Here is a 22,804-nt window from a genome sequence, read left to right on the forward strand (position 1 = left end):
GCGCCTTTGGCGTGGGGGTTCGACTCCCTTCACCCGCACTTTTAATAAAATATCTCATAACATGTCTTGCGGAAGTAGTTCAGTGGTAGAATACAACCTTGCCAAGGTTGGGGTCGCGGGTTCGAATCCCGTCTTCCGCTCCAATTTTCAATATGACATGCCGGGGTGGCGGAACAGGCAGACGCACAGGACTTAAAATCCTGCGGTGGGTGACCACCGTGCGGGTTCGACCCCCGCCCTCGGCACCATATGCGCCCGTAGCTCAATTGGATAGAGCGTTTGACTACGGATCAAGAGGTTAGGGGTTCGACTCCTCTCGGGCGCGCTTTTATTAACGGGAAGTGGCTCAGCTTGGTAGAGCACCTGGTTTGGGACCAGGGGGTCGCAGGTTCAAATCCTGTCTTCCCGATATTCCCAAAAACATGGGGCCTTAGCTCAGCTGGGAGAGCGCCTGCCTTGCACGCAGGAGGTCAGCGGTTCGATCCCGCTAGGCTCCACTTATTTTTATATTACTTATGGCGGTGTAGCTCAGCTGGCTAGAGCGTACGGTTCATACCCGTGAGGTCGGGGGTTCGATCCCCTCCGCCGCTACCATAAGGACCTTTAGCTCAGCTGGTTAGAGCAGACGGCTCATAACCGTCCGGTCGTAGGTTCGAGTCCTACAAGGTCCACCACTCAAAGTTTATATCTCGGAGGTATACCCAAGTTCGGCTGAAGGGATCGGTCTTGAAAACCGACAGGCGGCGAGAGTCGCGCGGGGGTTCGAATCCCTCTACCTCCTCCATTTTTTCTAAATTGAATATTTTATCATCGCGGGGTGGAGCAGCACGGTAGCTCGTCGGGCTCATAACCCGAAGGTCGCAGGTTCAAATCCTGTCCCCGCAACCAAATGGTCCCGTGGTGTAGTGGTTAACATGCCTGCCTGTCACGCAGGAGATCGCCGGTTCGACCCCGGTCGGGACCGCCATTTTTTTACATAAAGGCTCGGTAGCTCAGTCGGTAGAGCAGAGGACTGAAAATCCTCGTGTCGGCGGTTCGATTCCGTCCCGAGCCACCATTTTGAAATCGCAAGCCGGCTTAGCTCAATTGGTAGAGCAACTGACTTGTAATCAGTAGGTTGGGGGTTCAAGTCCTCTAGCCGGCACCACTTTCAAAATGAGCCATTAGCTCAGTTGGTAGAGCATCTGACTTTTAATCAGAGGGTCGAAGGTTCGAATCCTTCATGGCTCACCATTTACAATTTAATGCGGGTGTAGTTTAGTGGTAAAACAAGAGCCTTCCAAGCTCTGGTCGAGAGTTCGATTCTCTTCACCCGCTTTTCAATTATGGGCCTATAGCTCAGCTGGTTAGAGCGCACGCCTGATAAGCGTGAGGTCGATGGTTCGAGTCCATTTAGGCCCACCATAATTGTTCCGCAGTAGCTCAGTGGTAGAGCTATCGGCTGTTAACCGATCGGTCGTAGGTTCGAGTCCTACCTGCGGAGCCATATTATAGAGAAGTACCCAAGTGGCTCAAGGGGCTCCCCTGCTAAGGGAGTAGATCGCGAACGCGGTGCGAGGGTTCGAATCCCTTCTTCTCTGCCAGAATTGGCCCGTTGGTCAAGTGGTTAAGACACCGCCCTTTCACGGCGGTAACACGGGTTCGAATCCCGTACGGGTCATACTAAAAGAGATAGCATAATCTGCTATCTCTTTTTTATTGTGTAAAAGTGGGCTTTGGATAGTCTGCTTTTTTATGCAATAGAAGAAATATGAAGTATTCGCTATTGCAGTGGGGTACATAGAGAGCCGTAAATACAATCATGTTGTTTATTTGGGCCTGTATGAATATGAAGGAATCATCTACTTAACAAATCATACTCAAATTGAACTTTTATCCCATCTGTATGGCTGTAGCCCCCTGCACTTGTATAAATCGAAGAAAATACATCCGGGAGCTACTGCGGAAAATAAATAATATATAGAAGAAGCTGTCTCCCAATAAGTAATCTACTGGAGACAGCTTTTTATGTTGTCATTATTGTCGAGTTTTGTCGGTAAGTCGATATATTGCAAAAATCGCTGATATAATTTGAGTTACGATCGATAAATTTCAATAATCGCTGATATATTTGGAGTTACGGTCGATATATTCTAATAATCGCCGATATAATTTCACTTATCGACAAAAACCATAAGAAAAACCCTTTCACAATCTAAAGAAAACGCCTCCATTGAAATGGATTCCACACCTATTCCAATAACTTTACACTCTATGTGAAAAAGTTCACAAATAGGTCATAATTTGTGAAGTAATTCACAATGATACGTGCTACAATATGAATGTAAAGAAGTTAAACAACATTAAATTAGTATTTTAATTAATTACTTAAACAATCATAAAAAAATATATGTGAACAATAGAGAGGGGAAATTAACATGAAAAAAGGTATCAATCGTGTAGTATTAGTAGGAACAGGAGCTGTAGGTTGTAGTTACGCTTACTCAATGATCAACCAAGGTGTAGCTGAAGAATTCGTACTTGTAGATGTTAATGAAGCAAAAGCAGAAGGGGAAGCAATGGACTTAAGCCATGCGGTACCATTCTCTCCATCACCAACAAAAGTTTGGAGCGGTAGCTATGCAGATTGTAAAGATGCAGATTTAGTAGTTATCACTGCGGGATTACCACAAAAACCAGGTGAAACTCGTTTAGACTTAGTTGAGAAAAATACAAAGATCTTTAAACAAATCGTTCGCGGTATTATGGATAGCGGATTCGATGGAATCTTCTTAATCGCAACTAACCCAGTTGACATTTTAACTTACGTAACTTGGAAAGAATCTGGTCTACCAAAAGAGCGCGTAATCGGTTCTGGTACAACTTTAGACTCTGCTCGTTTCCGTTACATGTTAGGTGACTACTTAGATGTAGATCCACGTAACGTTCATGCTTACATCGTTGGTGAGCACGGTGATACTGAACTTCCAGTATGGAGCCACGCTACTATCGGTGTACAAAAACTAGAAACAATCTTAGCTAACAACGAACAGTACAATCAAGAAGACTTAGATAAAATTTTCGAAAACGTACGTGATGCAGCTTATCATATCATCGAGCGTAAAGGTGCAACTTACTACGGAATCGGTATGTCACTACTTCGTGTAACTAAAGCGATCTTAAACAACGAGAACAGCGTATTAACTGTATCTGCATACCTTGAAGGTCAATACGGTGAGAAAGATGCTTACGTAGGTGTTCCAGCTGTTATTAACCGCGAAGGTGTACGTGAAATTGTAGAGCTTGAGCTAAATGAAGAAGAAAAAGTGAAATTCGCTCATTCTGTAAAAGTATTAAAAGAAACAATGGCACCAGTACTATAATAATTGCTAAATAATTCAGAGGTGGGAAACTGCTTCTTACCTCTGAACTTATATAATTTAATATAAATTCCTTTTCCGGTTTCCCTTGTATATCCCCAATATACCCCTTTTGCTGGATAAGGGTCGTTTATAGAAAAAGAGCACTCTACGTAAAGTAGAGTGCTCTTTATTATCCCGCTATTTGCCGGGCAGTAAGACCCCGATTGGTGCGGGCTAATAATCAGTGGGGATGAACAAAACCCCCCACTGATTAAAGTTTCACTTTATTATTTTTTAGGCGTTAAGCCCAATTTCTTTAAAATATCTGCGAGTGTACCGCTTTTTGATTTTTCTACAGCTGTTTGTGATTTAGATGCATCTGGTCCTTTTTTCAAGAAGTTCTTTTCGACGAAGCAAATATCTTTATCACCTGCAAGGCTTTCCTCAGGTCTTGCATAATAATATTGACCAAGTAGCTTTCAGTACCTAATTTTGTTGTTAGACAGTTTGAAATGAGTTACTCGATGTTTCAGAATCACTGAAATAAGCGAATAAACCACCGAATGTAAGTGATAAGCTGAGTGTTGCCGTGCCAACTCCCAGTTCTAATTTTTGTTTTACTGGCATAAGAACCCACCTTAATTTAATTTTTTATCGAATTTTCTTTTTGGATATAGATAGAGTAAACACAGTATTTTAGTATGAGTTATATTTATGAAAATTTAATATTCTTTATTGAGAATAACCTACTTAGGAATTTTGCATTTCAATAAAATTATGACAAAAAATATTGAGAAATATTTTTTTATGACAGATTGTTTTGCTACGGTTTTAAGTAGAAAATAGCATGAAAAATAGGCTAAACCTAATAAAATAGAGGTTGAGAAAAAAATGATAGTAAAAAAGATAGGGGAAAATGAAGCGTTTGCAATGAATATTCGTCAAAATTCGATATTTTACACGGAAATGTGAAGAAAAACCAACGTTTTTAAGAAAAAAACGAATATTTTTTATAAATTAACAAGGATATCACAGTTTTTTGCAGAAATAGTTAAAGTATAAAAAATTCTGTCATCTTAGTGAGGTGAGCATATTGAATGTAATAAATTGTGAAAAAGTGAAACGAGATGAGTTTCATACAGAAAAGTACTATGAGAGTTATAGCATCTTTGGCGCACATATTGTGACGGAAGATGAGATGCGAGGGGTACGATTTACAGTATGGGCTCCTCATGCGAAAGCAATGAGTGTTGTTGGCGATTTTAATGAATGGGATTATGAGCAACATAAGATGCTACAAGAGACAGAAGAGGGAATTTGGTCCTTGTTTATACCGCATATTGAAGAAAGAGAAATATATAAATATGCGATTGAAACGATGGCTGGTGAAGTCATTTTTAAGGCAGATCCGTACGCTGTATATGCAGAAGTAAGACCGAATACGGCATCTGTAGTTTTTGATATGAAGGGATACGAATGGAATGATAAAAACTGGAGTCGTAAGAAAAAGAAAAAGCCGATTTATAAAGAAGCGATGACAGTTTATGAATTACATTTCGGTTCCTGGAAGAAGAAAGAAGATGGAACGCTGTATTCTTATAGGGAAATGGTAGAAGAACTCATTCCGTATGTGGTGGAACATCAATTTACACATATTGAAATCATGCCGCTTGTTGAGCATCCATATGATCGTTCTTGGGGATATCAAGGGACGGGATATTATGCAGCAACGAGTAGATTCGGCACACCACATGATTTGATGTATTTTGTCGATGAATGTCATAAATATGGAATCGGTGTCATTTTAGATTGGGTGCCGGGGCATTTTTGTAAAGATGCTCACGGTCTATATTTGTTTGATGGGACACCGACTTATGAATATAAAGATAAGGATGTACAAGAAAACCAAGTATGGGGAACTGTCAATTTTGATTTAGGAAAAAGGGAAGTACGTAATTTCTTAATTTCAAATGCGTTATTTTGGATGAAATATTTCCATATTGACGGTTTCAGGGTGGATGCAGTTGCGAATATGTTGTACTGGAATAAAGAAGGACAGGAGCAAAGTAATGAGCACGCTGTTTCATTTTTACGAGAGTTAAATGAAGCGGTATTTGCAGAGGATGAAGACTGTCTTATGACAGCAGAAGATTCAACAGCTTGGCCACTTGTAACAGCTCCAACTTATGAAGGTGGACTTGGATTCAATTACAAATGGAATATGGGCTGGATGAATGACGTGCTGAAATATATGGAGTGTGCACCTGAATACAGGAAGTATATTCATGAGAAAATAACATTCTCTTTACTATATGCTTACTCTGAAAACTTCATATTACCGCTTTCTCATGATGAAGTCGTTCACGGGAAAAAGTCGTTATTAAATAAAATGCCAGGAGATTACTGGGATAAGTTTGCTCAGCTTCGTTTATTATATGGATATTTATTTACTCACCCAGGAAAGAAATTACTTTTCATGGGAGGAGAATTTGGGCAGTTTGATGAGTGGAAAGACCTTGAAGATTTAGATTGGAATTTACATGATTTTGAAATGCATCGTTATATGCATGATTACTTTAAAGAGCTCATAGCATTGTATAAGCGCTCAAAACCACTTTGGCAGCTTGATCATTCACCTGAAGGATTTCAGTGGATTGATGCTAATAATAATGAGCAAAGTATTTTCTCGTTTATTCGCCAAGGAGATAAACAAGAAGATGCGTTAGTTGTCGTATGTAATTTTACGAAAGCTACATATGAAAACTATAAAGTAGGTGTACCAGATTTCGAGTATTATAACGAGATTTTAAACAGTGATGCGGAGCAATATGGCGGCTCGGGGCAAGTGAATAAAAAACGTCTTAAGGCGACTCTAGAACCGTACCATAATCAAGAGGCACATGTAGAAATTACAATTCCACCATTTGGCGTATCCATATTACGACCAGTGAAGACTAGAAAGGGGAGCAAAAAACAAGATGGCTCAAAAACAAAAGTGCGTAGCAATGTTACTAGCAGGGGGAAAAGGTAGTCGTTTAAGTGCATTAACAAAAAATTTAGCCAAGCCAGCTGTTCCATTTGGTGGTAAATATCGCATTATTGATTTTACGTTAAGTAATTGTGCGAATTCTGGTATTGAAACGGTTGGGATTTTGACGCAGTATCAACCGCTCGAACTTCATAATTATATCGGAATCGGCAATGCTTGGGATTTAGACCGAGTAAACGGTGGAGTCACAGTATTACCTCCTTATGCGGAGTCTTCAGGTGTGAAGTGGTACACAGGTACGGCAAGTGCCATTTATCAAAACTTAAACTATTTAAGTCAGTACGAACCAGAGTATGTCCTTATTTTATCAGGCGATCATATTTATAAAATGGATTACAGTAAAATGCTAGATTACCATGTTGAGAAAGAAGCGGACGTTTCGATTTCTGTTATTGAAGTGCCTTGGGATGAAGCGAGTCGCTTTGGCATTATGAATACGAATGAAGAGATGGAAATTGTTGAGTTTGAAGAGAAACCGCAATTTCCAAGAAGTAATCTTGCATCAATGGGAATCTATATTTTTAACTGGGCAATTTTGAAAGAGTATTTAGAAATGGATGCAAGAAATCCTGAATCTAGTAATGATTTCGGAAAAGATGTACTTCCGCTTTTATTAGATGAAGGGAAGAAGCTAATGGCGTATCCGTTTGAAGGATATTGGAAAGATGTTGGAACAGTGAAAAGCTTATGGGAAGCGAATATGGATTTACTTCGCGATGAAACATCATTGAATTTAAATGATCGTAACTGGCGTATTTATTCTGTCAATCCAAACGAACCGCCTCAATATATTGCGGAAAAGGCAAAAGTGGAAGAATCATTGATTAACGAAGGGTGCGTCATTGAAGGGGACGTGAAGCATTCTGTCTTATTCCAAGGGGTGACGGTGGAAGAAGGTAGTATGGTTATTGATTCCGTCGTTATGCCAGGAGCGAAGATTGGGAAAAATGTTGTGATTGAAAGAGCAATTGTTGGATCGGAAATGGTTATTGAAGATGGAACAATCATTCGTCCAGAAAAAAATGTTGACGATGTAGTATTAATTGCTGAAGGGAAATAGAAAAGGGGGATGAAATGAATGGGAGAAAAAATGTTAGGAATTATTAATGCAACGGGAAGTTTTACTTCCTTACAGAAAGTAACAGGGCATCGTTCACTAGCGGCGCTACCGTTTGGGGGCCGTTATCGACTCATTGATTTCATGCTTTCCAATATGGTGAATTCTAATATTCATAGTGTGGCGGTTTTTACAAGCCATAAAAACCGTTCGTTAATGGACCATGTTGGTTCAGGGAAACAGTGGGATTTAGATAGAAAACGTGACGGATTGTTTTTATTCCCACCAAATTGCCAATGTGACCAAGATGAGTTTGGATCTTTTGCACATTTTAGAAGACATATTGATTATTTTCTAAGAAGCAGAGAAGAATACGTTGTTATTACGAATAGCCATCTCGTAACAGCATTAAATTTCCAGGCGGTGTTAGAGCGGCATATACATACGGCAGCTGATATTACTGAAGTTTGCCATGAAGGGGTTTCGCTTCAAACATACGTGTTAAAGAAACAATTATTGTTAGATTTATTTGAGACATATAAAGATGTGGAGCAATACAGTTTATTTGATGTAGTGAGAGAAAAGCGCGGAAAATCACTGCATATTGCTACGTATGAGCATACAGGATATGTAGCTATTATTGACTCGATTGAAAGTTACTATAAACATAGCTTAGAAATTTTGCAACCTGCTATTTGGAAGCAATTATTTAAGAAAGAAGCACCGATTTTTACGAAAGTAAAAGATGAGCCACCAACTCGTTACCTAAAGGGTGCAGTCGTGAAAAATACAATGATTGCAAATGGCAGTATTATTGAAGGGGAAGTAGAAAACAGTGTTGTTTCCCGTTCTGTTAAAATTGGAAAAGGTTCAATTGTTCGTAATAGTATTATTATGCAAAAGAGCCAAATTGGAGATAACTGTATAATAGACGGTGTTATTATTGATAAAGACGTGAAAATTGGTGACGGTGTCGTTTTAAAAGGAAACACCGATGAGCCGTACGTTGTAGAAAAAGGAAGCATTCAAAACAGTACGATTAATAGTTATTCTTGAAGAATCAGTGGGGGTCTTTCCTCCACTGATTAAAGTTTTAATTTAAATGAAAACTCGAAGGGAGGAAGCTGCAAGAAGAGTAATATATGCTTTTCGAGCAGTGGGACAACAAGTGAATATTTTATTTGCAGTATCAGAATGTGTACCGTTTGTTAAATCGGGAGGATTAGCTGATGTAGCAGGTGCGCTCCCAAAAGAGCTTAAAAAATTAGGTGTGGATGTACGTATTATACTTCCGAATTATAGTCTTATTCCGCAAAAATTAAGAGATGGATGTACGCTTCATAAAGTAATTAACGTTCCTCTTGGCTGGAGAAATCAATATTGCGGAATTTTAAAAGGTGAGCAAGACGGGATTACGTATTATTTAATAGACAATGAATATTATTTTAAGAGGGATTCTTTGTACGGTCATTATGATGACGGAGAGCGTTTTTCTTATTTTTCGAAGGCAGTTTTAGAGTGTATTCCGCATCTTGATTTTGAAGTGGATGTTCTTCATAGCCATGATTGGCATACCGCTATGGTTAATTTCTTACTTCGCGAAAAGTATCAAGACAACCCATTATATGAGCGTATTAAAACGGTATATACAATTCATAACTTGCAGTTCCAAGGTGTATTTTCTCCTGAAGTGATGTACGACCTGTTAGAGCTTGGTGATGAATATTTTCATAGTGAACAGCTAGAGTTTTATGGAAATGTGAACTTTATGAAAGGCGGTATTATCGCTTCTGATCAAATTACAGCGGTTAGCCCGACATATAAAGAAGAAATACAATATGAGTTTTTCGGTGAGAAATTAGATGGATTGCTACGAAAATATAATGATAAGCTGAGTGGCATTGTAAATGGAATTGACACGAGCGTATATAACCCAGAAACGGACTCGTATATTACAGCTCAGTATGATGCAGAGTCATTATATGAAAAAAATGAAAATAAACGTGCATTGCAGCGTTATTTTGGTTTGCCAGAAAAAGAGGATACACCAATTATTGCAATGGTCACGAGATTAACGAAACAAAAAGGTCTTGATTTAGTACGTACTGTATTCCGTGAAATAATGGAAGAAGATGTACAATGTATTATTTTAGGATCCGGTGATTCAGAATACGAACAGTTCTTTGAATGGATGGCATATGAGTATCCAGAGAAGGTGAAGGTATATATCGGATTTAATGAGGAGCTTGCGCATCAAGTGTATGCGGGAAGCGATCTATTTTTAATGCCGTCACTGTTTGAACCGTGTGGACTTGGACAACTTATCGCATTAGCGTACGGTACGATTCCGATTGTAAGAGAAACAGGTGGATTAAACGATACTGTACAATCTTATGATGAAGAAACAGGAGAAGGAAATGGTTTCAGTTTTACGAATTTCAATGCACATGACATGTTGTATACGGTTCTCCGTGCAATTGAATTTTATCACGATAAGCCGGTATGGGAACAGCTTGTAAAACAAGCGATGACTGAAGATTATAGTTGGGAGAAATCAGCTCTTGCTTATAAGAAATTGTATAAAAGTCTCATGGAATAACATGTAGGTGGTGAAAAAATGTTTACTCATGTTGAAAGTTTCAAATCAGCCTTTCTAGAAAAGTTAGAGACGATGTATGGGAAAAGTTTCAAAGACTCTACAACTCGTGATCAATATAATACGCTTGGGTACATGGTACGTGAGTATATGAATAGTCAATGGATTGCAACGAACGAAAGCTATCGGTCTGGAGAGCAAAAGCAAATGTATTACTTATCCATTGAGTTTTTACTTGGACGTTTGCTTGGAAGTAACATTTTAAATTTAGGTATCAGGGATGTATGTGAGCAGGGCCTTTCGGAGCTTGGGATTTCTTTGCAAGAGTTAGAAGAGGTGGAAGCAGATGCAGGTCTTGGAAATGGTGGGCTTGGACGTCTAGCAGCCTGTTTTCTTGATTCACTCGCATCTTTAAACTTACCAGGACACGGCTGTGGGATTCGTTACAAACATGGCTTGTTTGATCAAAAAATTGTTGATGGTTATCAAGTTGAGTTTCCAGAACAATGGCTTCTTCATGAAAATGTATGGGAAGTAAGAAGGCATGATCAAGCTGTAGAAGTAAGCTATTTTGGCAGTGTGGAGCCGTTAGAAATGGATGGACGTTTAGAGTTCAGACATACGAATGCAGAAGTCATTATGGCGGTACCATATGATGTTCCAGTAGTAGGCTATGAGACGAGTACTGTAAATACGCTTAGGCTTTGGAATGCTGAACCAGTTCCTTTCCCGCAAAACTGCAAAGATATTTTGAAATATAAGCGTGAAACAGAGGCGGTATCGGAGTTTTTATATCCAGATGATACGCATGATGAGGGGAAAATACTTCGCTTAAAACAACAGTATTTCCTCGTATCAGCAAGTTTACAAAATATCGTTCGTACGCATAGAGAAAGATATGGTGACCTTCGTCAATTACATGAAAAAATTGCGATTCATATTAACGATACACATCCGGTTTTAGCGATTCCAGAACTGATGCGTATTTTATTAGATGAAGAAAAATTAGCATGGGAAGAGGCTTGGCACATAACGACGCAAACGATTTCTTATACGAATCATACGACGTTATCAGAAGCGCTTGAGAAGTGGCCAATTCACATTTTTAAACCGTTATTACCGAGAATTTATATGATTATTGAAGAGATTAATGAACGTTTCTGTCATGAACTTTGGGAACGTTATCCGTACGAATGGCATCGCATTGAAGATATGGCGATTATTGCACATGATCTTGTGAAAATGGCTCATTTAGCAATTGTCGGTAGCCATAGCGTAAACGGTGTAGCAAAAATTCATACGGAAATTTTGAAGCAACGTGAAATGCGATTGTTTTATGAGTTTTATCCAGATAAGTTTAATAATAAGACGAATGGAATCGCTCATAGACGTTGGTTAATGAAGGCAAATCCGCAGCTGACGAACCTTATTTCAGAGGCGATTGGAACAGAGTGGAAGAAAGAACCGATTAAGCTGCAGGCGTTGCAAACAGTTCAATATGATGCGAGTTTCCAAGAGAAATTTGCAGAGGTAAAACAAGAGCGTAAAGAGATTTTAGCGGAGCGTATTCATAATAAAATGGGGATTACAATTGATCCAAATTCTATTTTTGACGTGCAAGTAAAAAGACTGCATGCTTACAAGCGACAATTATTAAACGTTCTTCATATTTTATATTTGTATAACCGTTTGAAAGAGGATACTAGTTTTACATTTTATCCGCGTACTTTTATTTTTGGAGCGAAAGCATCACCTGGCTATTATTATGCGAAAAAAATTATTAAATTAATTAATGAACTCGCAAGGAAAGTAAATAACGATCCGTACGTAAGCCAATATATGAAAGTTATCTTTCTAGAAAACTATCGAGTTTCTGTAGCGGAAGATATATTCCCAGCGGCGGATGTAAGTGAACAAATTTCAACTGCGAGTAAAGAAGCATCAGGAACAGGAAATATGAAATTTATGATGAATGGTGCGATTACACTCGGCACATTAGACGGAGCTAATATTGAAATAAAAGACAGGGTCGGTGATGATAACTGTTTCATTTTCGGTTTAACGGCGGAAGAGGTTCTTCATTACTATCAAAATGGTGGATATCGTGCAAGTGATTATTATCACCACAATATGCATATTAAAAAAGTAGTAGATCAGTTAACGAATGGTTTCTTTGCACAGTCGGGAGCTGAATTTGAAGCAATTTACGATTCTCTCGTTATTCAAAATGATGAATATTTCGTTTTGCGAGATTTTGGTCCATATGCGGAAAGGCAAGAAGCTGTAGGGCGTACTTATGAAAATCGAACGAAATGGCTAGAAATGTCGATTTTAAATATTGCACAATCAGGTCATTTTGCGAGCGATCGAACGATTTTGCAGTACAGTAATGAAATTTGGGGTATTGGTAATACGGTTAAACAACATTAAGTAAAAGTCCCTTTTGAAGGGACTTTTACTCATTATACAGAAGTGTGGTGAATGGCATATGAAGGGTATGTATGAACAAGGAGATTTAAAAACAAATAGATTAATTTTAACGAAGATACATGGTGCACATGCAGCTGATTTATTTGAAGTATATTCTAATGCGGAAACAGCTACATATGTACCGAGGGAAGTACATAAAACGAAAGAGGAAACTCATCGTTTATTAGAAAATATGTTTACAACGATACGAGATGGTAAGGCTCTTATATGGTCTATTATGCTGAATGATAACCAAAAGGTAATTGGAACATGTGGAATATGGCTTATGCCACATAATAGTGCATCGATTGGAGCTGTAATTAGCCCAACATATTGGGGGAAAGGAGTTATTGTTGAAGCGTTAGAACAAGTTATAAAAGTTGGTTTTCAAGAATTAAATTTGAATCGTATTGAAGGGAGATGTAGTGTGAGAAATGTAGCTTCTGAACGTGTGATGCAAAAATTAAAAATGGTATATGAAGGTACATTAAGGCAAAATGTAAAAATGAATAATACGTACAGTGATTCTAAAGTGTATTCGCTTTTAAAACAGGAATACGATTGCTTCGCAAAGTAAACCGAGCTAAATGAGACTAAGCTCGGTTTACTTATTTTGCTTAAGAAAGAAATGGGATAGCGGTATAGATTATGCCTGTTCCACCATATTCTCCTGTCGCAAAGTATGAAAATGTAAAGAAACCTGTAACCGAAAAAATTACAATGAGAAAAAGTGCAAAGATAAACTTTAACATGTAAGGTCCCCTCATCCAAAAGTAAATTCATATATTATTATAGTATACGAATGTATAATTTCCAATTGTTTACTGGTTAAAAATGAGAAGTCAGACATGTTTTGTATGTTGTCATGGAATGATTATTCGTAATAGATTTTGTATTTTTTGTAAATGTCATATTGTGATGAACGTGGGCATATTCCCAATCACGATCATTAAAATTTATGTTTCGCGGAGGGAGAAGTGGAACGACATCGAATAAATTTACAAAACGAAAGCTACTAGCTACTTGTAGTTTATAATAATTTCGAAAAGCGATATCTCCTACTTTTGGAGAAGCGAATGTATAAAGGCCATACTGTGCGAAGGCGGTATTGATACGTGCATCTAATATGTGTAATGTAGCAAGCGCACCACCTAAACTATGTCCGGTAGCTAGTAGTTTTTTATGGGCTGGCAATGATACGAGCATATCCATAATAGAATCTCGGCAAGATTCATAAATAGAAAGAAAGCCGTTATGGACATTTCCGCTGTTTAAAGCATATGGGTATGGCTTTTGGTTGACGAGTGAATCGATAATCCAGTCTGTATCTGTTTGTGTGCCCCGAAAAGCTACAATAATTGTATCCTCAGATTCTAATATGAATCCAAACCATTCTGTCATTTGAATGGTTTTTCCTTGAAAACCTTGTACATATTGAAAACCATCTGGTATTTCAAAAATCCCATTTTGTTTATATTGTTCATACGTTAACTCACAACAAGAAGCTAACAATATGGCAGTGTCTTTATCAAAGGATAAAGGAGTACGCATTAAGGAAGCCCTCCTTAAGAAAAGGTATGGTTAAATATATGCAGTGAGGGACTTGATTCATTCTTTTTGAGGGTTTTGAAAATGAGGATGGAACATTTAGTTATATGAGGGGGGAGGGGAAGCGTAGTCCACCTAAATAAAAAGCGCCCCATAAGGGCACTTTTACTCTTTTCCATCTAATAAACGACCAAGTCCACCTAAAACACTGCCTTCACCGGTGCTTTGAGCTGCTGGACTCGTAAGGCGTGCTGCTAAGCGGCTAAGTGTTAAGGACTGAATCCAAACCGTTCCAGGACCTTCTAGCGTTGCGAAGAATAAACCTTCACCGCCAAATAGAGCTGTTTTTACTTTTCCTACAAATTCAATATCATAGTTAACGTCTTTTGTCATGGCAACGAGACAACCTGTATCAATGCGAAGTTTCTCACCGGGTTTTAATTCGCGCTTATATACAGTTCCGCCTGCATGCATGAAAGCTAGACCATCACCTTCAAGTTTCTGCATGATGAAACCTTCACCACCAAAGAAACCAGTTCCTATTTTTTTAGTAAACTCAATTCCGATAGAAACACCTTTTGCAGCACAAAGAAACGCATCTTTTTGGCAAACTATTTTCCCTTGATATTCTGTTAAATCAACAGGAACAATTTTACCAGGATAAGGAGCAGCAAATGAGACGTGGCGTTTGCCGTGACCTGTATTTGTAAATACAGTCATAAACATGCTTTCACCTGTAACAAGACGCTTACCAGCCCCCATTAATTTTCCGAATAGACCGTTAGATGGTCCAGAACCATCACCGAAAATTGTCTCCATTTCGATGTAGTCTTCCATCATCATCATTGCCCCAGCTTCTGCGATAACACTCTCTTCTGGATCTAATTCAATTTCAACGAACTGCATATCGTCACCGTATAACTTATATTCGATTTCATGTGCCTTCATTTTTTTCACCTCATATGTAATATATATTTATATTGTACAGAATTTAATAGTATTAGAATACTCTAGTTTTGTTAATTTTCAAATAAAGTAAGGAGATGGAAATTCAACATTATATTAAAATTATAAAAAAATGATGGAATGAAAGTGTTCTCATTTGACGTTTTTCATATAGCGTGATATAGTGAAAGCACTATTGAGCTACATAATGTGGTACGGAAATAAAGCACGTTGTATTAAAGGCTGTAAGCTTGTTATACATTCATGTCCTTTATATCCACCTTTTCATGTGGATTCATAGTTTCATTTTTATTTAGGAGGTACATGACATGCAAACAGGTAAAGTTAAATGGTTTAACGGCGAAAAAGGTTTTGGCTTCATCGAAGTTGAAGGCGGAGAAGACGTATTCGTACATTTCTCAGCTATCCAAGGCGAAGGCTTCAAAACTTTAGAAGAAGGTCAAGAAGTTTCTTTCGAAATCGTTGAAGGAAACCGCGGACCACAAGCAGCTAACGTTACAAAAAACTAATTAGCTAGCGATAAAAAGCATTCCGAATTTCGGAATGCTTTTTTTATCCCATAAACGTCCGAAGGGTGTGGGCTAATAATTAGTGGGGGATGGTCCCCGCACTAATTAAAGTTTCACTTTACTCTTTGGAACTAGATTCATTTGAAGATAATTCGCCTTTGAAGGTACGCTCTTCAAAGTCATCAAGCATTTGTTCATACTCTTCATGTTCTTCTGTGGCGAAAACTTGTGGGTTTTTTCCATACATATCTGTACCGATAAAGTTTTCGAAATCCTCTACATATCCAACATTCTCTTCACTATTTACATACATACCATTATAATTTTTTGAATCTTGTCTTTCTAAATCAGACGGTGTTTCAGACGTTCCATAATTTGCGACATCTTGCCACGCATCTTCTGCATCGTACTCAACAGAATGATCTTCATCGTGCTTATGGAAAGAAGGAGCCAATACTTCTTCTTCAACTGGACGGGTCTCCATATTTAATTTATTTGTCGCGTGCTGTATGCATGTTGTAGCAGTCGGCATTGCTTCTAATCTTTCAAATGGAATTTCCACGCCAGACACTTCACAAATACCGTACGTACCTGCTTCTATTTTTTGCAAGGCATGTTTCGTATCCTCTAGCTGTTTATGCCAAAGCTCAATAAGCCCGAAATCTTTTTCACGTTCATATAGCTCTGTAGCCATATCACCTGGATGGTTATCATAGCTAGACAATTCTCCGACGGAATCGCGTTCAGAGGCACGATTTTCATTTTCATGAGTTTGTATTGTTTGCTCTAGTTCTTGTTTTTGTTTTTCTAAAACGGATTTAAATTGATTTACTTGTTGTGGAGTTAACATTGTCATCCACCTTCCTACAATTCAGTTTCTTTACATAGTATGAGCGTTGCGAGTAGGAATTATGAGCTGAAATTGGTATATGAAAAAGGAGCCGCATTAGCAGCTCCTTTTAAAGGAAATATCCAAGTAATAATCCGATTCCCATGAGGAGACCGAAGATTGTATTTGTTTTTGCTGTTGAAATCATCGCAGGTACCATTTCCATTGGAATGCTTTTGCCGATAAAACCTTTCGTCGCTTTAAATGCTTTCGGTGCACTTAAAAATACGATCAGCATCCATGGTGATACGATGCCCACGATAATTAAAGCAATTGTCCAAATGTAGGAAACGATGAACATAGAAGCAAGTACACCAACGGCTCTTTCACGTCCAACGAGAATTGCTAACGTTTTACGACCGTTTTCTTTATCGCCATCTAAGTCACGGATGTTATTAGCTAGTAAAATGGCACCAATTAAAATGGAGCTTGGAATAGATAGTAAAATGACTTCTGATGTTACAGTTCCAGTTTGAATAAAGAATGAAATCCCGATAATAATGACACCCATAAATAATCCTGCTGTTAACTCTCCAAATGGTGTATAGGCAATTGGAAGTGGGCCGCCTGTATAAAGGTAAGCAACGGCCATACAAACGAGACCGATTGCAGCAAGCCGCCAGCTAGAATTCATACAAATATAAACGCCTAATAGCATTGCGATGCCAAAAAATCCAAATGCTAAGTTAAGCACTGTTTTTGGCTGAATGCCATCGCGAACGATAGCGCCGCCGATACCGACTGAACCTTCGTGATCGAGTCCTCTTTTATAATCAAAGTATTCATTAAACATGTTTGTTGCTGCTTGAATGAGAAGACAAGCAAGAAGCATCATAAGGAAAAGAGGGAGATGTATTTGATTTATACCTCCGACCTGCATCGCATATGCTGTTCCGATGAAAACAGGAACGAAAGCTGCTGTTAATGTATGGGGGCGTAGTAAACTCCACCAAATGCGCCAGCCTGTTTGTTTACTTGGCTTTGGCGCCGTAGGAGAGGAATTCGTTTCGACGTTCATTTCCATGTTGAATCCTCCTTAGGTCACATATTGTACACAATTAAGTGTAGAAAAAGCATCATTTAGTGTCAACGTTTATTTTCTAGGAAGAGAAGGTGAATTTCTCAGAAATGCTAAACGTTGACAGGCCTTTCGTTTGAGGTGTATCTTAAAATCAAGCGTAATTATGACTATTTTTCGCCCATAGGGGGGAGACAATTGTGATTCAAACGAAACAAAAAGGCTTGCAAGAAGTTCTTAGTGCGGCCATTAAGCGTGTAAAGAATGAAAAAACATTAGTTAGTTTTGTCAAACAAATAGACTGGGTGGATCCACTTCTGTTTTATGCAGCAGGAAAAAGGACTTCATTCGAAAATAGATGTTATTTTGCAGACCCAGCTCAGCATGTAATATTTGCAGGAATTGGCTCTGTTTTCACTATAGCAAATTCTTCTCATAAGCGCTTTCAAACTGCTCGTGATGAGTGGGAGAAAGTAAAAGAGAATGCATTTGTGCAAAGAGATGAATATGAATTTGGAACAGGTCCTCTTTTATTTGGTGGGTTTTCATTTGATCCAGAAAAAGAGAAAACAGACCTATGGAAAGAATTTAAAGATACAACATTTTCACTACCCGCATTTTTATTAACTGTAAAAAATGAAAAAGCGTGGTTAACGATGAATACATTTGTTTCAGAAACAGATTGTGCAGAAACTCTTTATAACGAAATGATTTCTTTAGAAGAGAAAATTTTTGGGGAGAGTAAATGTGCGCTAGAAGGATCGAAATTAATTGTTACTTCTAAAGTAGAAGTTGATCCGAAAGGCTGGATGAAAGCAATTGAGAAAGTGCAAGATGAGATGAAGCAGGGTAACGTGCAGAAGGTTGTATTAGCGAGGGAGTTAAAAGTAGAGGTGAATCATTCTATTGATTCTGCTCTTGTTTTAGAAGCGCTTCGCATTGGGCAACCGGATTGTTACGTATTTTCTTTTGATTATAAAGGAGCATGTTTCCTAGGAGCGACGCCAGAGAGATTAATTCGCAAAGAAGATGAGAAGTTTACGTCGATGTGTCTTGCTGGTTCAATCGGTCATGGTCATTCTATAGAAGAAAGTAAACAAAATGGTAATGCGCTTCTTCATGATGAAAAGAATTTAGCTGAACATGGTTATGTAGTGAACATGATTCGCGGTGTATTAAATGAGCATTGCAACGTCGTTAATATTCCGGAAAGTCCGGGTTTATTAACAACGAAAAACTTAATTCATTTATATACGCCTGTAGAAGCAAAAGGTGATGTGAGTCTTTTAACAATGGTAGAAGAATTACATCCAACACCAGCTCTTGGCGGGACGCCTCGTTTGGAAGCAATGAAACTGATCCGTGATGTTGAATTGTTAGACAGAGGATTGTATGGTGCACCGATTGGTTGGATAGATGATGAAGGAAATGGTGAATTTGCGGTTGCACTTCGCTGCGGATTATTAAATGGCGAGAAAGCATCCTTATTTGCCGGTTGTGGGATTGTAATTGATTCAGTACCGCAACTTGAATATGAAGAAACAAGTTTGAAGTTTAGACCGATGCTTGGTGCTTTGGAGGAATTAATGAAATGAACAATCATATAGAAGCATTATCATACTATTTAGGCGCGTTCGTGGATGAACTGACGCGTCTAAATGTATGTGATGTTGTCATTAGTCCAGGCTCACGGTCAACGCCGATTGCTCTACTAATGGAACAACATGAAGGAATGAACACATATTTACACGTAGATGAAAGATCAGCAGGATTTTTTGCGCTCGGTATCGCAAAAGCAAAAAAACGTCCTGTTGCATTATTATGTACGTCAGGAACGGCAGCAGCGAACTATTACCCAGCTGTATGTGAAGCTTTTCATTCACGAGTACCGCTTATCGTCTTAACGGCAGATAGACCGCATGAATTAAGAGATGTCGGTGCACCACAAGCGATGAATCAAATTAATTTATACGGTACGTTTGTGAAGCAATTTACAGAGATGGCAATTCCAGAAGCGAGTGAAGCGATGTATCATTATGCTCGCATGACGACGCAGCGCATGATAGCAAGCGCACTTTTAACGCCGCAAGGACCTGTTCATCTTAATTTTCCAGTGCGTGAACCGCTTATCCCGGACTTTTCATTAAAAAGTTTATGGGATAAAGGACGCGGGGAATATACAGGAGTAGTTCAGCAAGGGAACGCGGTGATGACGAGTGAATATGTAGATTCTCTTGTAGGGCGCCTTTCACATATGGAAAAGGGGCTTATTATTTGTGGAGATGATAGTCATTCAGAAATCGCAGCGTTTGCGGCACAATTAGCTAAAAAAACAGGATATCCAATATTAGCGGATCCACTTTCTAACATTCGTAGCGGACATCACGATAAAACGATGGTAATTGACTGTTACGATACATTTTTACGAAATGAGTTGTTAAAAGAAACGTGGAAGCCAGAAGTTATGATTCGCTTTGGTGGTATGCCTGTTTCGAAAGCATTAACGCAGTTTATTAAAAAACAGACGAAAGCCGTTCATATCGTTGTCGACGAATCCGGACAATGGAGAGATCCAGCTCTCGTTGCGACAGAAGTTGTACAGGCAAATGATATTGCATTTTGCAAGGCATTAATAGAAAAAATGCCAGCTATGAAAAAGAATGATTGGTCCCGAATGTGGCAACATATAAACGAAAAAACGAAGGAAACGCTTCGTGAAATGGAAACATACGAAACGGCATTTGAAGGAAAGGTTATTACGGATATTGTACGCGTATTACCAGATGGGGCAACGTTATTTGTGAGTAATAGTATGCCAATTCGTGATACAGATTCATTCTTCTTCACATCAAATAAAAACATTCAGGTGATGGCAAATCGCGGTGTAAATGGTATCGATGGAATCATTTCAACAGCTTTAGGCGCGAGCGTTATTTGTGATCCGCTCGTATTAGTCATCGGTGATTTATCATTTTATCACGATTTAAATGGACTGTTAGCAGCGAAATTACATGAATTAAACATAACAATTGTCGTTGTAAATAATGACGGTGGTGGTATTTTCTCATTCTTACCACAGTATGAGAAAAAGGAACATTTTGAATCATTATTTGGAACACCGATTGGGCTTGATTATGAACACGTTGTTAAAATGTACGGTGGTTCATTTAGCCGTGTAAATGGTTGGGAGCAATTCCGAGAAGAGGTACAAAAGGGAACAAGGGCGGAAGGTTTACACGTTGTGGAAATTTGTACGAATCGTGATGAGAACTTAACATTGCACCGTACATTATGGGCAAAAACGATGGACGTGATTACTACATCTTTACAAGGTGAATCACGATGAAAGTAACGCTGCAAGGTGTATCGTATGAATATGAAGTAGTCGGAAGCGGTGAACCACTTCTACTTCTTCATGGTTTTACGGGAAGCATGGAAACGTGGCGTTTTTTCGTTCCTTCTTGGAGCGAGAAATTTCAAGTCATTTTAGTAGACATTGTTGGGCACGGAAAAACGGAAAGTCCTGAAGCTGTGACGCATTATGATATTAGAAATGCGGCATTACAAATGAAAGAGCTGCTAGATTACCTTCATATTGAAAAAGCGCACATACTCGGCTATTCAATGGGCGGTAGGCTGGCGATTACGATGGCATGCCTATATCCAGAATATGTACGTTCTCTTTTATTAGAAAATTGTACAGCTGGGCTTGAAAGTGAAGAGGCTAGAAAAGAACGTCGTGAAAAAGATGAGCGACTTGCTCATAAAATTGAGCGAGAAGGAATCGAAAGTTTTGTAGCGATGTGGGAAAATATTCCGCTGTTCGAAACGCAAAAACGTTTAGCAGAAAAGGTACAAGAAGCAGTGCGAAAAGAACGACTTGCTAACAATCCAAAAGGACTTGCAAATAGCTTGCGAGGCATGGGAACAGGGGCTCAGCCTTCATGGTGGAATGAGCTACAAAACTTAAAAATGCCTGTTCTTTTAATGAACGGTGAGCATGATGAAAAGTTCTTTCGCATATTAAAAAATATCGAAAAATGCGTCTCTGACGCGAAATTTGTCAAAATTGATGGTGCTGGCCATGCAATTCATGTGGAACAACCTGAAAAGTTTGATACAATAGTAAAGGGATTTCTAAAAACTATGCAGTGATGCTTTTTTCACCTAAGAGGGAAGCTACACTTATAGAGGAGATCAGAAATATACAAGGAGGTAGTTGTAATGGCTATTGAATGGGTAAAAGAAGGCAATTACGAAGATATTATTTATTCAACATACAATGGTATCGCAAAGATTTCGATTAACCGCCCTGAAGTACATAACGCATTCCGTCCTAAAACGGTAATGGAGTTGATCAACGCTTTTGCACACGCTCGTGATGATGCAAATGTTGGCGTTATCATTTTAACAGGTGAAGGTGGACGTGCATTCTGTTCTGGCGGCGACCAAAAAGTTCGCGGTCATGGTGGATATGTAGGTGACGACCAAATCCCACGTCTCAACGTATTAGACTTACAACGTCTAATTCGCGCAATTCCTAAACCAGTTATCGCAATGGTAGCAGGTTATGCAATCGGTGGAGGACACGTACTTCATATCGTATGTGACTTAACGATCGCTGCAGACAACGCTGTATTCGGACAAACAGGTCCTAAAGTAGGAAGCTTTGACGGTGGATACGGAGCTGGTTACTTAGCTCGTATGGTAGGCCACAAGAAAGCTCGCGAAATTTGGTACTTATGTCGTCAATATAGTGCACAGGAAGCGCTTGATATGGGCTTAGTAAACACTGTAGTACCATTAGAAGAGCTTGAAGCAGAAACAGTACAATGGGCACAAGAAATTTTAGCAAACAGCCCAATGGCACTTCGTTTCCTAAAAGCTGCATTCAACGCAGACACAGACGGTCTAGCTGGTATTCAACAATTAGCTGGAGATGCAACGTTATTGTACTACACAACTGACGAAGCAAAAGAAGGTCGTGACGCGTTCAAAGAAAAACGCAGCCCGGACTTCGGTCAATTCCCTCGTTTCCCGTGATCAAACCAAAAGCGGAGCCGACTGTTTAGCCTCGTAGGCTAAGGTTCTTTCGCACAGAAAGTGTTTTTTACTTTCTCGTGCGGAAGGTTCTTAGATGGAAGGGGCTAGGAGGCGCAGCTGGATGAAACCAAAAGCGGAAGCGGCTTGCTTAGAACAAGAGGGCGTTGGAACTCCTGACGTAGAGGCGCTTTTTGCCTCGTAGGAAGGCGTGAAACGACCGACTGTTCTAGCCGCTGTAGCTAGATGGAATCAACCGGAAACAAAACAACTAAGAGACTTGATGTCATATCAAGTCTCTTTCTTTCAGGAAAGGAGAATG

The 22,804-nt window shown here is 39.0% G+C and carries 17 protein-coding genes, 18 tRNA genes and 3 pseudogenes; 30 read left to right on the plus strand and 8 right to left on the minus strand.

The features are described from left to right. The first annotated feature begins 68 nt into the window (after positions 1-68). From DPQ31_RS23290 to DPQ31_RS23375, 18 genes are all read left to right on the plus strand, one after another. Positions 69-143 (plus strand) — tRNA-Gly (locus tag DPQ31_RS23290). Positions 144-159: 16 nt separating this feature from the next. Further along, positions 160-248 (plus strand) — tRNA-Leu (locus DPQ31_RS23295). Between the two features lie 3 nt (positions 249-251). After that, positions 252-325: transfer RNA gene (locus DPQ31_RS23300), tRNA-Arg, on the plus strand. Between the two features lie 10 nt (positions 326-335). Continuing rightward, positions 336-409 (plus strand) — tRNA-Pro (locus DPQ31_RS23305). Between the two features lie 15 nt (positions 410-424). Continuing rightward, positions 425-497 (plus strand) — tRNA-Ala (locus DPQ31_RS23310). A 20-nt stretch (positions 498-517) separates the two neighbouring features. Further along, a tRNA-Met gene (locus tag DPQ31_RS23315) sits at positions 518-594 on the plus strand. A 3-nt stretch (positions 595-597) separates the two neighbouring features. After that, positions 598-674, plus strand: a tRNA-Ile gene (locus DPQ31_RS23320). A 17-nt stretch (positions 675-691) separates the two neighbouring features. Then, positions 692-784: transfer RNA gene (locus DPQ31_RS23325), tRNA-Ser, on the plus strand. 27 nt (positions 785-811) lie between these two features. Continuing rightward, positions 812-888 (plus strand) — tRNA-Met (locus DPQ31_RS23330). Between the two features lie 3 nt (positions 889-891). Continuing rightward, positions 892-967: transfer RNA gene (locus DPQ31_RS23335), tRNA-Asp, on the plus strand. A gap of 14 nt (positions 968-981) precedes the next feature. Further along, a tRNA-Phe gene (locus DPQ31_RS23340) sits at positions 982-1,057 on the plus strand. 14 nt (positions 1,058-1,071) lie between these two features. Next, positions 1,072-1,147: transfer RNA gene (locus DPQ31_RS23345), tRNA-Thr, on the plus strand. Between the two features lie 10 nt (positions 1,148-1,157). After that, a tRNA-Lys gene (locus tag DPQ31_RS23350) sits at positions 1,158-1,233 on the plus strand. Positions 1,234-1,246: 13 nt separating this feature from the next. After that, positions 1,247-1,317: transfer RNA gene (locus tag DPQ31_RS23355), tRNA-Gly, on the plus strand. A 10-nt stretch (positions 1,318-1,327) separates the two neighbouring features. Next, a tRNA-Ile gene (locus DPQ31_RS23360) sits at positions 1,328-1,404 on the plus strand. A gap of 7 nt (positions 1,405-1,411) precedes the next feature. Next, positions 1,412-1,486, plus strand: a tRNA-Asn gene (locus tag DPQ31_RS23365). Positions 1,487-1,492: 6 nt separating this feature from the next. Further along, a tRNA-Ser gene (locus DPQ31_RS23370) sits at positions 1,493-1,583 on the plus strand. Between the two features lie 5 nt (positions 1,584-1,588). Further along, positions 1,589-1,660 (plus strand) — tRNA-Glu (locus DPQ31_RS23375). Between the two features lie 111 nt (positions 1,661-1,771). On the opposite strand, the pseudogene DPQ31_RS23380 reads toward DPQ31_RS23375, so the two are convergent. Further along, positions 1,772-1,936: pseudogene (locus DPQ31_RS23380) on the minus strand (IS4 family transposase); the annotation flags it as partial. Positions 1,937-2,417: 481 nt separating this feature from the next. Between DPQ31_RS23380 and DPQ31_RS23385 the strand changes: the two are divergent. Continuing rightward, positions 2,418-3,362, plus strand: coding sequence for an L-lactate dehydrogenase (locus DPQ31_RS23385; protein ID WP_000715347.1), 945 nt, complete (start codon positions 2,418-2,420; stop codon positions 3,360-3,362). Between the two features lie 266 nt (positions 3,363-3,628). On the opposite strand, the pseudogene DPQ31_RS29870 reads toward DPQ31_RS23385, so the two are convergent. Beyond that, positions 3,629-3,820 (minus strand): annotated as a pseudogene (locus DPQ31_RS29870) (peptidase); the annotation flags it as partial. Positions 3,821-3,848: 28 nt separating this feature from the next. Beyond that, a pseudogene (locus DPQ31_RS23390) lies at positions 3,849-3,968 on the minus strand (TasA family protein); the annotation flags it as partial. Positions 3,969-4,434: 466 nt separating this feature from the next. Here DPQ31_RS23390 and glgB point away from each other — a divergent pair. The 6 genes from glgB (at position 4,435) to DPQ31_RS23420 (ending at position 13,089) form a co-directional block, all read left to right on the plus strand. Continuing rightward, positions 4,435-6,372: a 1,4-alpha-glucan branching protein GlgB gene (gene glgB / locus DPQ31_RS23395; RefSeq protein ID WP_208731071.1), complete on the plus strand. Its 1,938-nt coding sequence runs from the start codon at positions 4,435-4,437 to the stop codon at positions 6,370-6,372. Further along, positions 6,320-7,450, plus strand: a complete 1,131-nt coding sequence (glgC, locus tag DPQ31_RS23400; RefSeq protein ID WP_000057608.1) for a glucose-1-phosphate adenylyltransferase — start codon at positions 6,320-6,322, stop codon at positions 7,448-7,450. Before glgB ends, glgC begins: the two co-directional genes overlap by 53 nt. An 18-nt stretch (positions 7,451-7,468) precedes the next feature. After that, positions 7,469-8,503 carry a glucose-1-phosphate adenylyltransferase subunit GlgD gene (gene glgD, locus DPQ31_RS23405; RefSeq protein ID WP_000504178.1) on the plus strand — a complete coding sequence of 345 codons (1,035 nt, stop codon included), beginning with the start codon at positions 7,469-7,471 and terminating at the stop codon, positions 8,501-8,503. A 112-nt stretch (positions 8,504-8,615) separates the two neighbouring features. After that, complete coding sequence (gene glgA, locus DPQ31_RS23410; RefSeq protein WP_208731072.1) at positions 8,616-10,046, plus strand: glycogen synthase GlgA; 1,431 nt, start codon at positions 8,616-8,618, stop codon at positions 10,044-10,046. Positions 10,047-10,064: 18 nt separating this feature from the next. Then, entirely contained in the window at positions 10,065-12,473 is a 2,409-nt protein-coding gene (glgP, locus tag DPQ31_RS23415; protein WP_000494069.1) for a glycogen phosphorylase, read from the plus strand. A 58-nt stretch (positions 12,474-12,531) separates the two neighbouring features. Then, entirely contained in the window at positions 12,532-13,089 is a 558-nt protein-coding gene (locus DPQ31_RS23420) for a GNAT family N-acetyltransferase (protein WP_000677946.1), read from the plus strand. 40 nt (positions 13,090-13,129) lie between these two features. Here the strand turns inward: DPQ31_RS23420 and DPQ31_RS29430 are convergent, their stop codons facing one another. The 3 genes from DPQ31_RS29430 to DPQ31_RS23430 form a co-directional block, all read right to left on the minus strand. Next, entirely contained in the window at positions 13,130-13,264 is a 135-nt protein-coding gene (locus tag DPQ31_RS29430) for a hypothetical protein (protein ID WP_000911069.1), read from the minus strand. A gap of 76 nt (positions 13,265-13,340) precedes the next feature. Further along, positions 13,341-14,063 (minus strand): lipase family protein, encoded by a 723-nt coding sequence (locus tag DPQ31_RS23425; protein ID WP_001260116.1) that lies wholly within the window; start codon positions 14,061-14,063, stop codon positions 13,341-13,343. Between the two features lie 162 nt (positions 14,064-14,225). Beyond that, positions 14,226-15,008, minus strand: a complete 783-nt coding sequence (locus DPQ31_RS23430; protein ID WP_000643604.1) for a TIGR00266 family protein — start codon at positions 15,006-15,008, stop codon at positions 14,226-14,228. Between the two features lie 326 nt (positions 15,009-15,334). Between DPQ31_RS23430 and cspD the strand changes: the two genes are divergently transcribed. After that, entirely contained in the window at positions 15,335-15,535 is a 201-nt protein-coding gene (gene cspD, locus DPQ31_RS23435; RefSeq protein ID WP_001193053.1) for a cold-shock protein CspD, read from the plus strand. A 118-nt stretch (positions 15,536-15,653) separates the two neighbouring features. On the opposite strand, the gene DPQ31_RS23440 is transcribed toward cspD, so the two are convergent. Next, positions 15,654-16,385 carry a yteA family sporulation protein gene (locus DPQ31_RS23440; protein ID WP_000957400.1) on the minus strand — a complete coding sequence of 244 codons (732 nt, stop codon included), beginning with the start codon at positions 16,383-16,385 and terminating at the stop codon, positions 15,654-15,656. 109 nt (positions 16,386-16,494) lie between these two features. Next, positions 16,495-17,448 carry a 1,4-dihydroxy-2-naphthoate polyprenyltransferase gene (locus tag DPQ31_RS23445; protein WP_208731073.1) on the minus strand — a complete coding sequence of 318 codons (954 nt, stop codon included), beginning with the start codon at positions 17,446-17,448 and terminating at the stop codon, positions 16,495-16,497. A gap of 194 nt (positions 17,449-17,642) precedes the next feature. On the opposite strand from DPQ31_RS23445, the gene DPQ31_RS23450 reads away from it, so the two are divergent. The 4 genes from DPQ31_RS23450 to menB all read left to right on the plus strand — a co-directional run bounded on the left by DPQ31_RS23450 (position 17,643) and on the right by menB (position 22,485). Continuing rightward, positions 17,643-19,037 (plus strand): isochorismate synthase, encoded by a 1,395-nt coding sequence (locus DPQ31_RS23450; RefSeq protein WP_000616758.1) that lies wholly within the window; start codon positions 17,643-17,645, stop codon positions 19,035-19,037. After that, entirely contained in the window at positions 19,034-20,788 is a 1,755-nt protein-coding gene (menD, locus tag DPQ31_RS23455) for a 2-succinyl-5-enolpyruvyl-6-hydroxy-3-cyclohexene-1-carboxylic-acid synthase (RefSeq protein ID WP_208731074.1), read from the plus strand. The genes DPQ31_RS23450 and menD overlap by 4 nt, the downstream gene beginning before the upstream one ends. Beyond that, complete coding sequence (gene menH / locus DPQ31_RS23460; RefSeq protein ID WP_097959478.1) at positions 20,785-21,597, plus strand: 2-succinyl-6-hydroxy-2,4-cyclohexadiene-1-carboxylate synthase; 813 nt, start codon at positions 20,785-20,787, stop codon at positions 21,595-21,597. Before menD ends, menH begins: the two co-directional genes overlap by 4 nt. A 69-nt stretch (positions 21,598-21,666) precedes the next feature. Further along, positions 21,667-22,485: a 1,4-dihydroxy-2-naphthoyl-CoA synthase gene (gene menB / locus DPQ31_RS23465; RefSeq protein WP_000963888.1), complete on the plus strand. Its 819-nt coding sequence runs from the start codon at positions 21,667-21,669 to the stop codon at positions 22,483-22,485. Positions 22,486-22,804 lie beyond the last annotated feature (319 nt).

The sequence above is a fragment of the Bacillus sp. COPE52 genome (assembly GCF_003355115.1).
Lineage (GTDB): Bacteria > Bacillota > Bacilli > Bacillales > Bacillaceae_G > Bacillus_A > Bacillus_A toyonensis.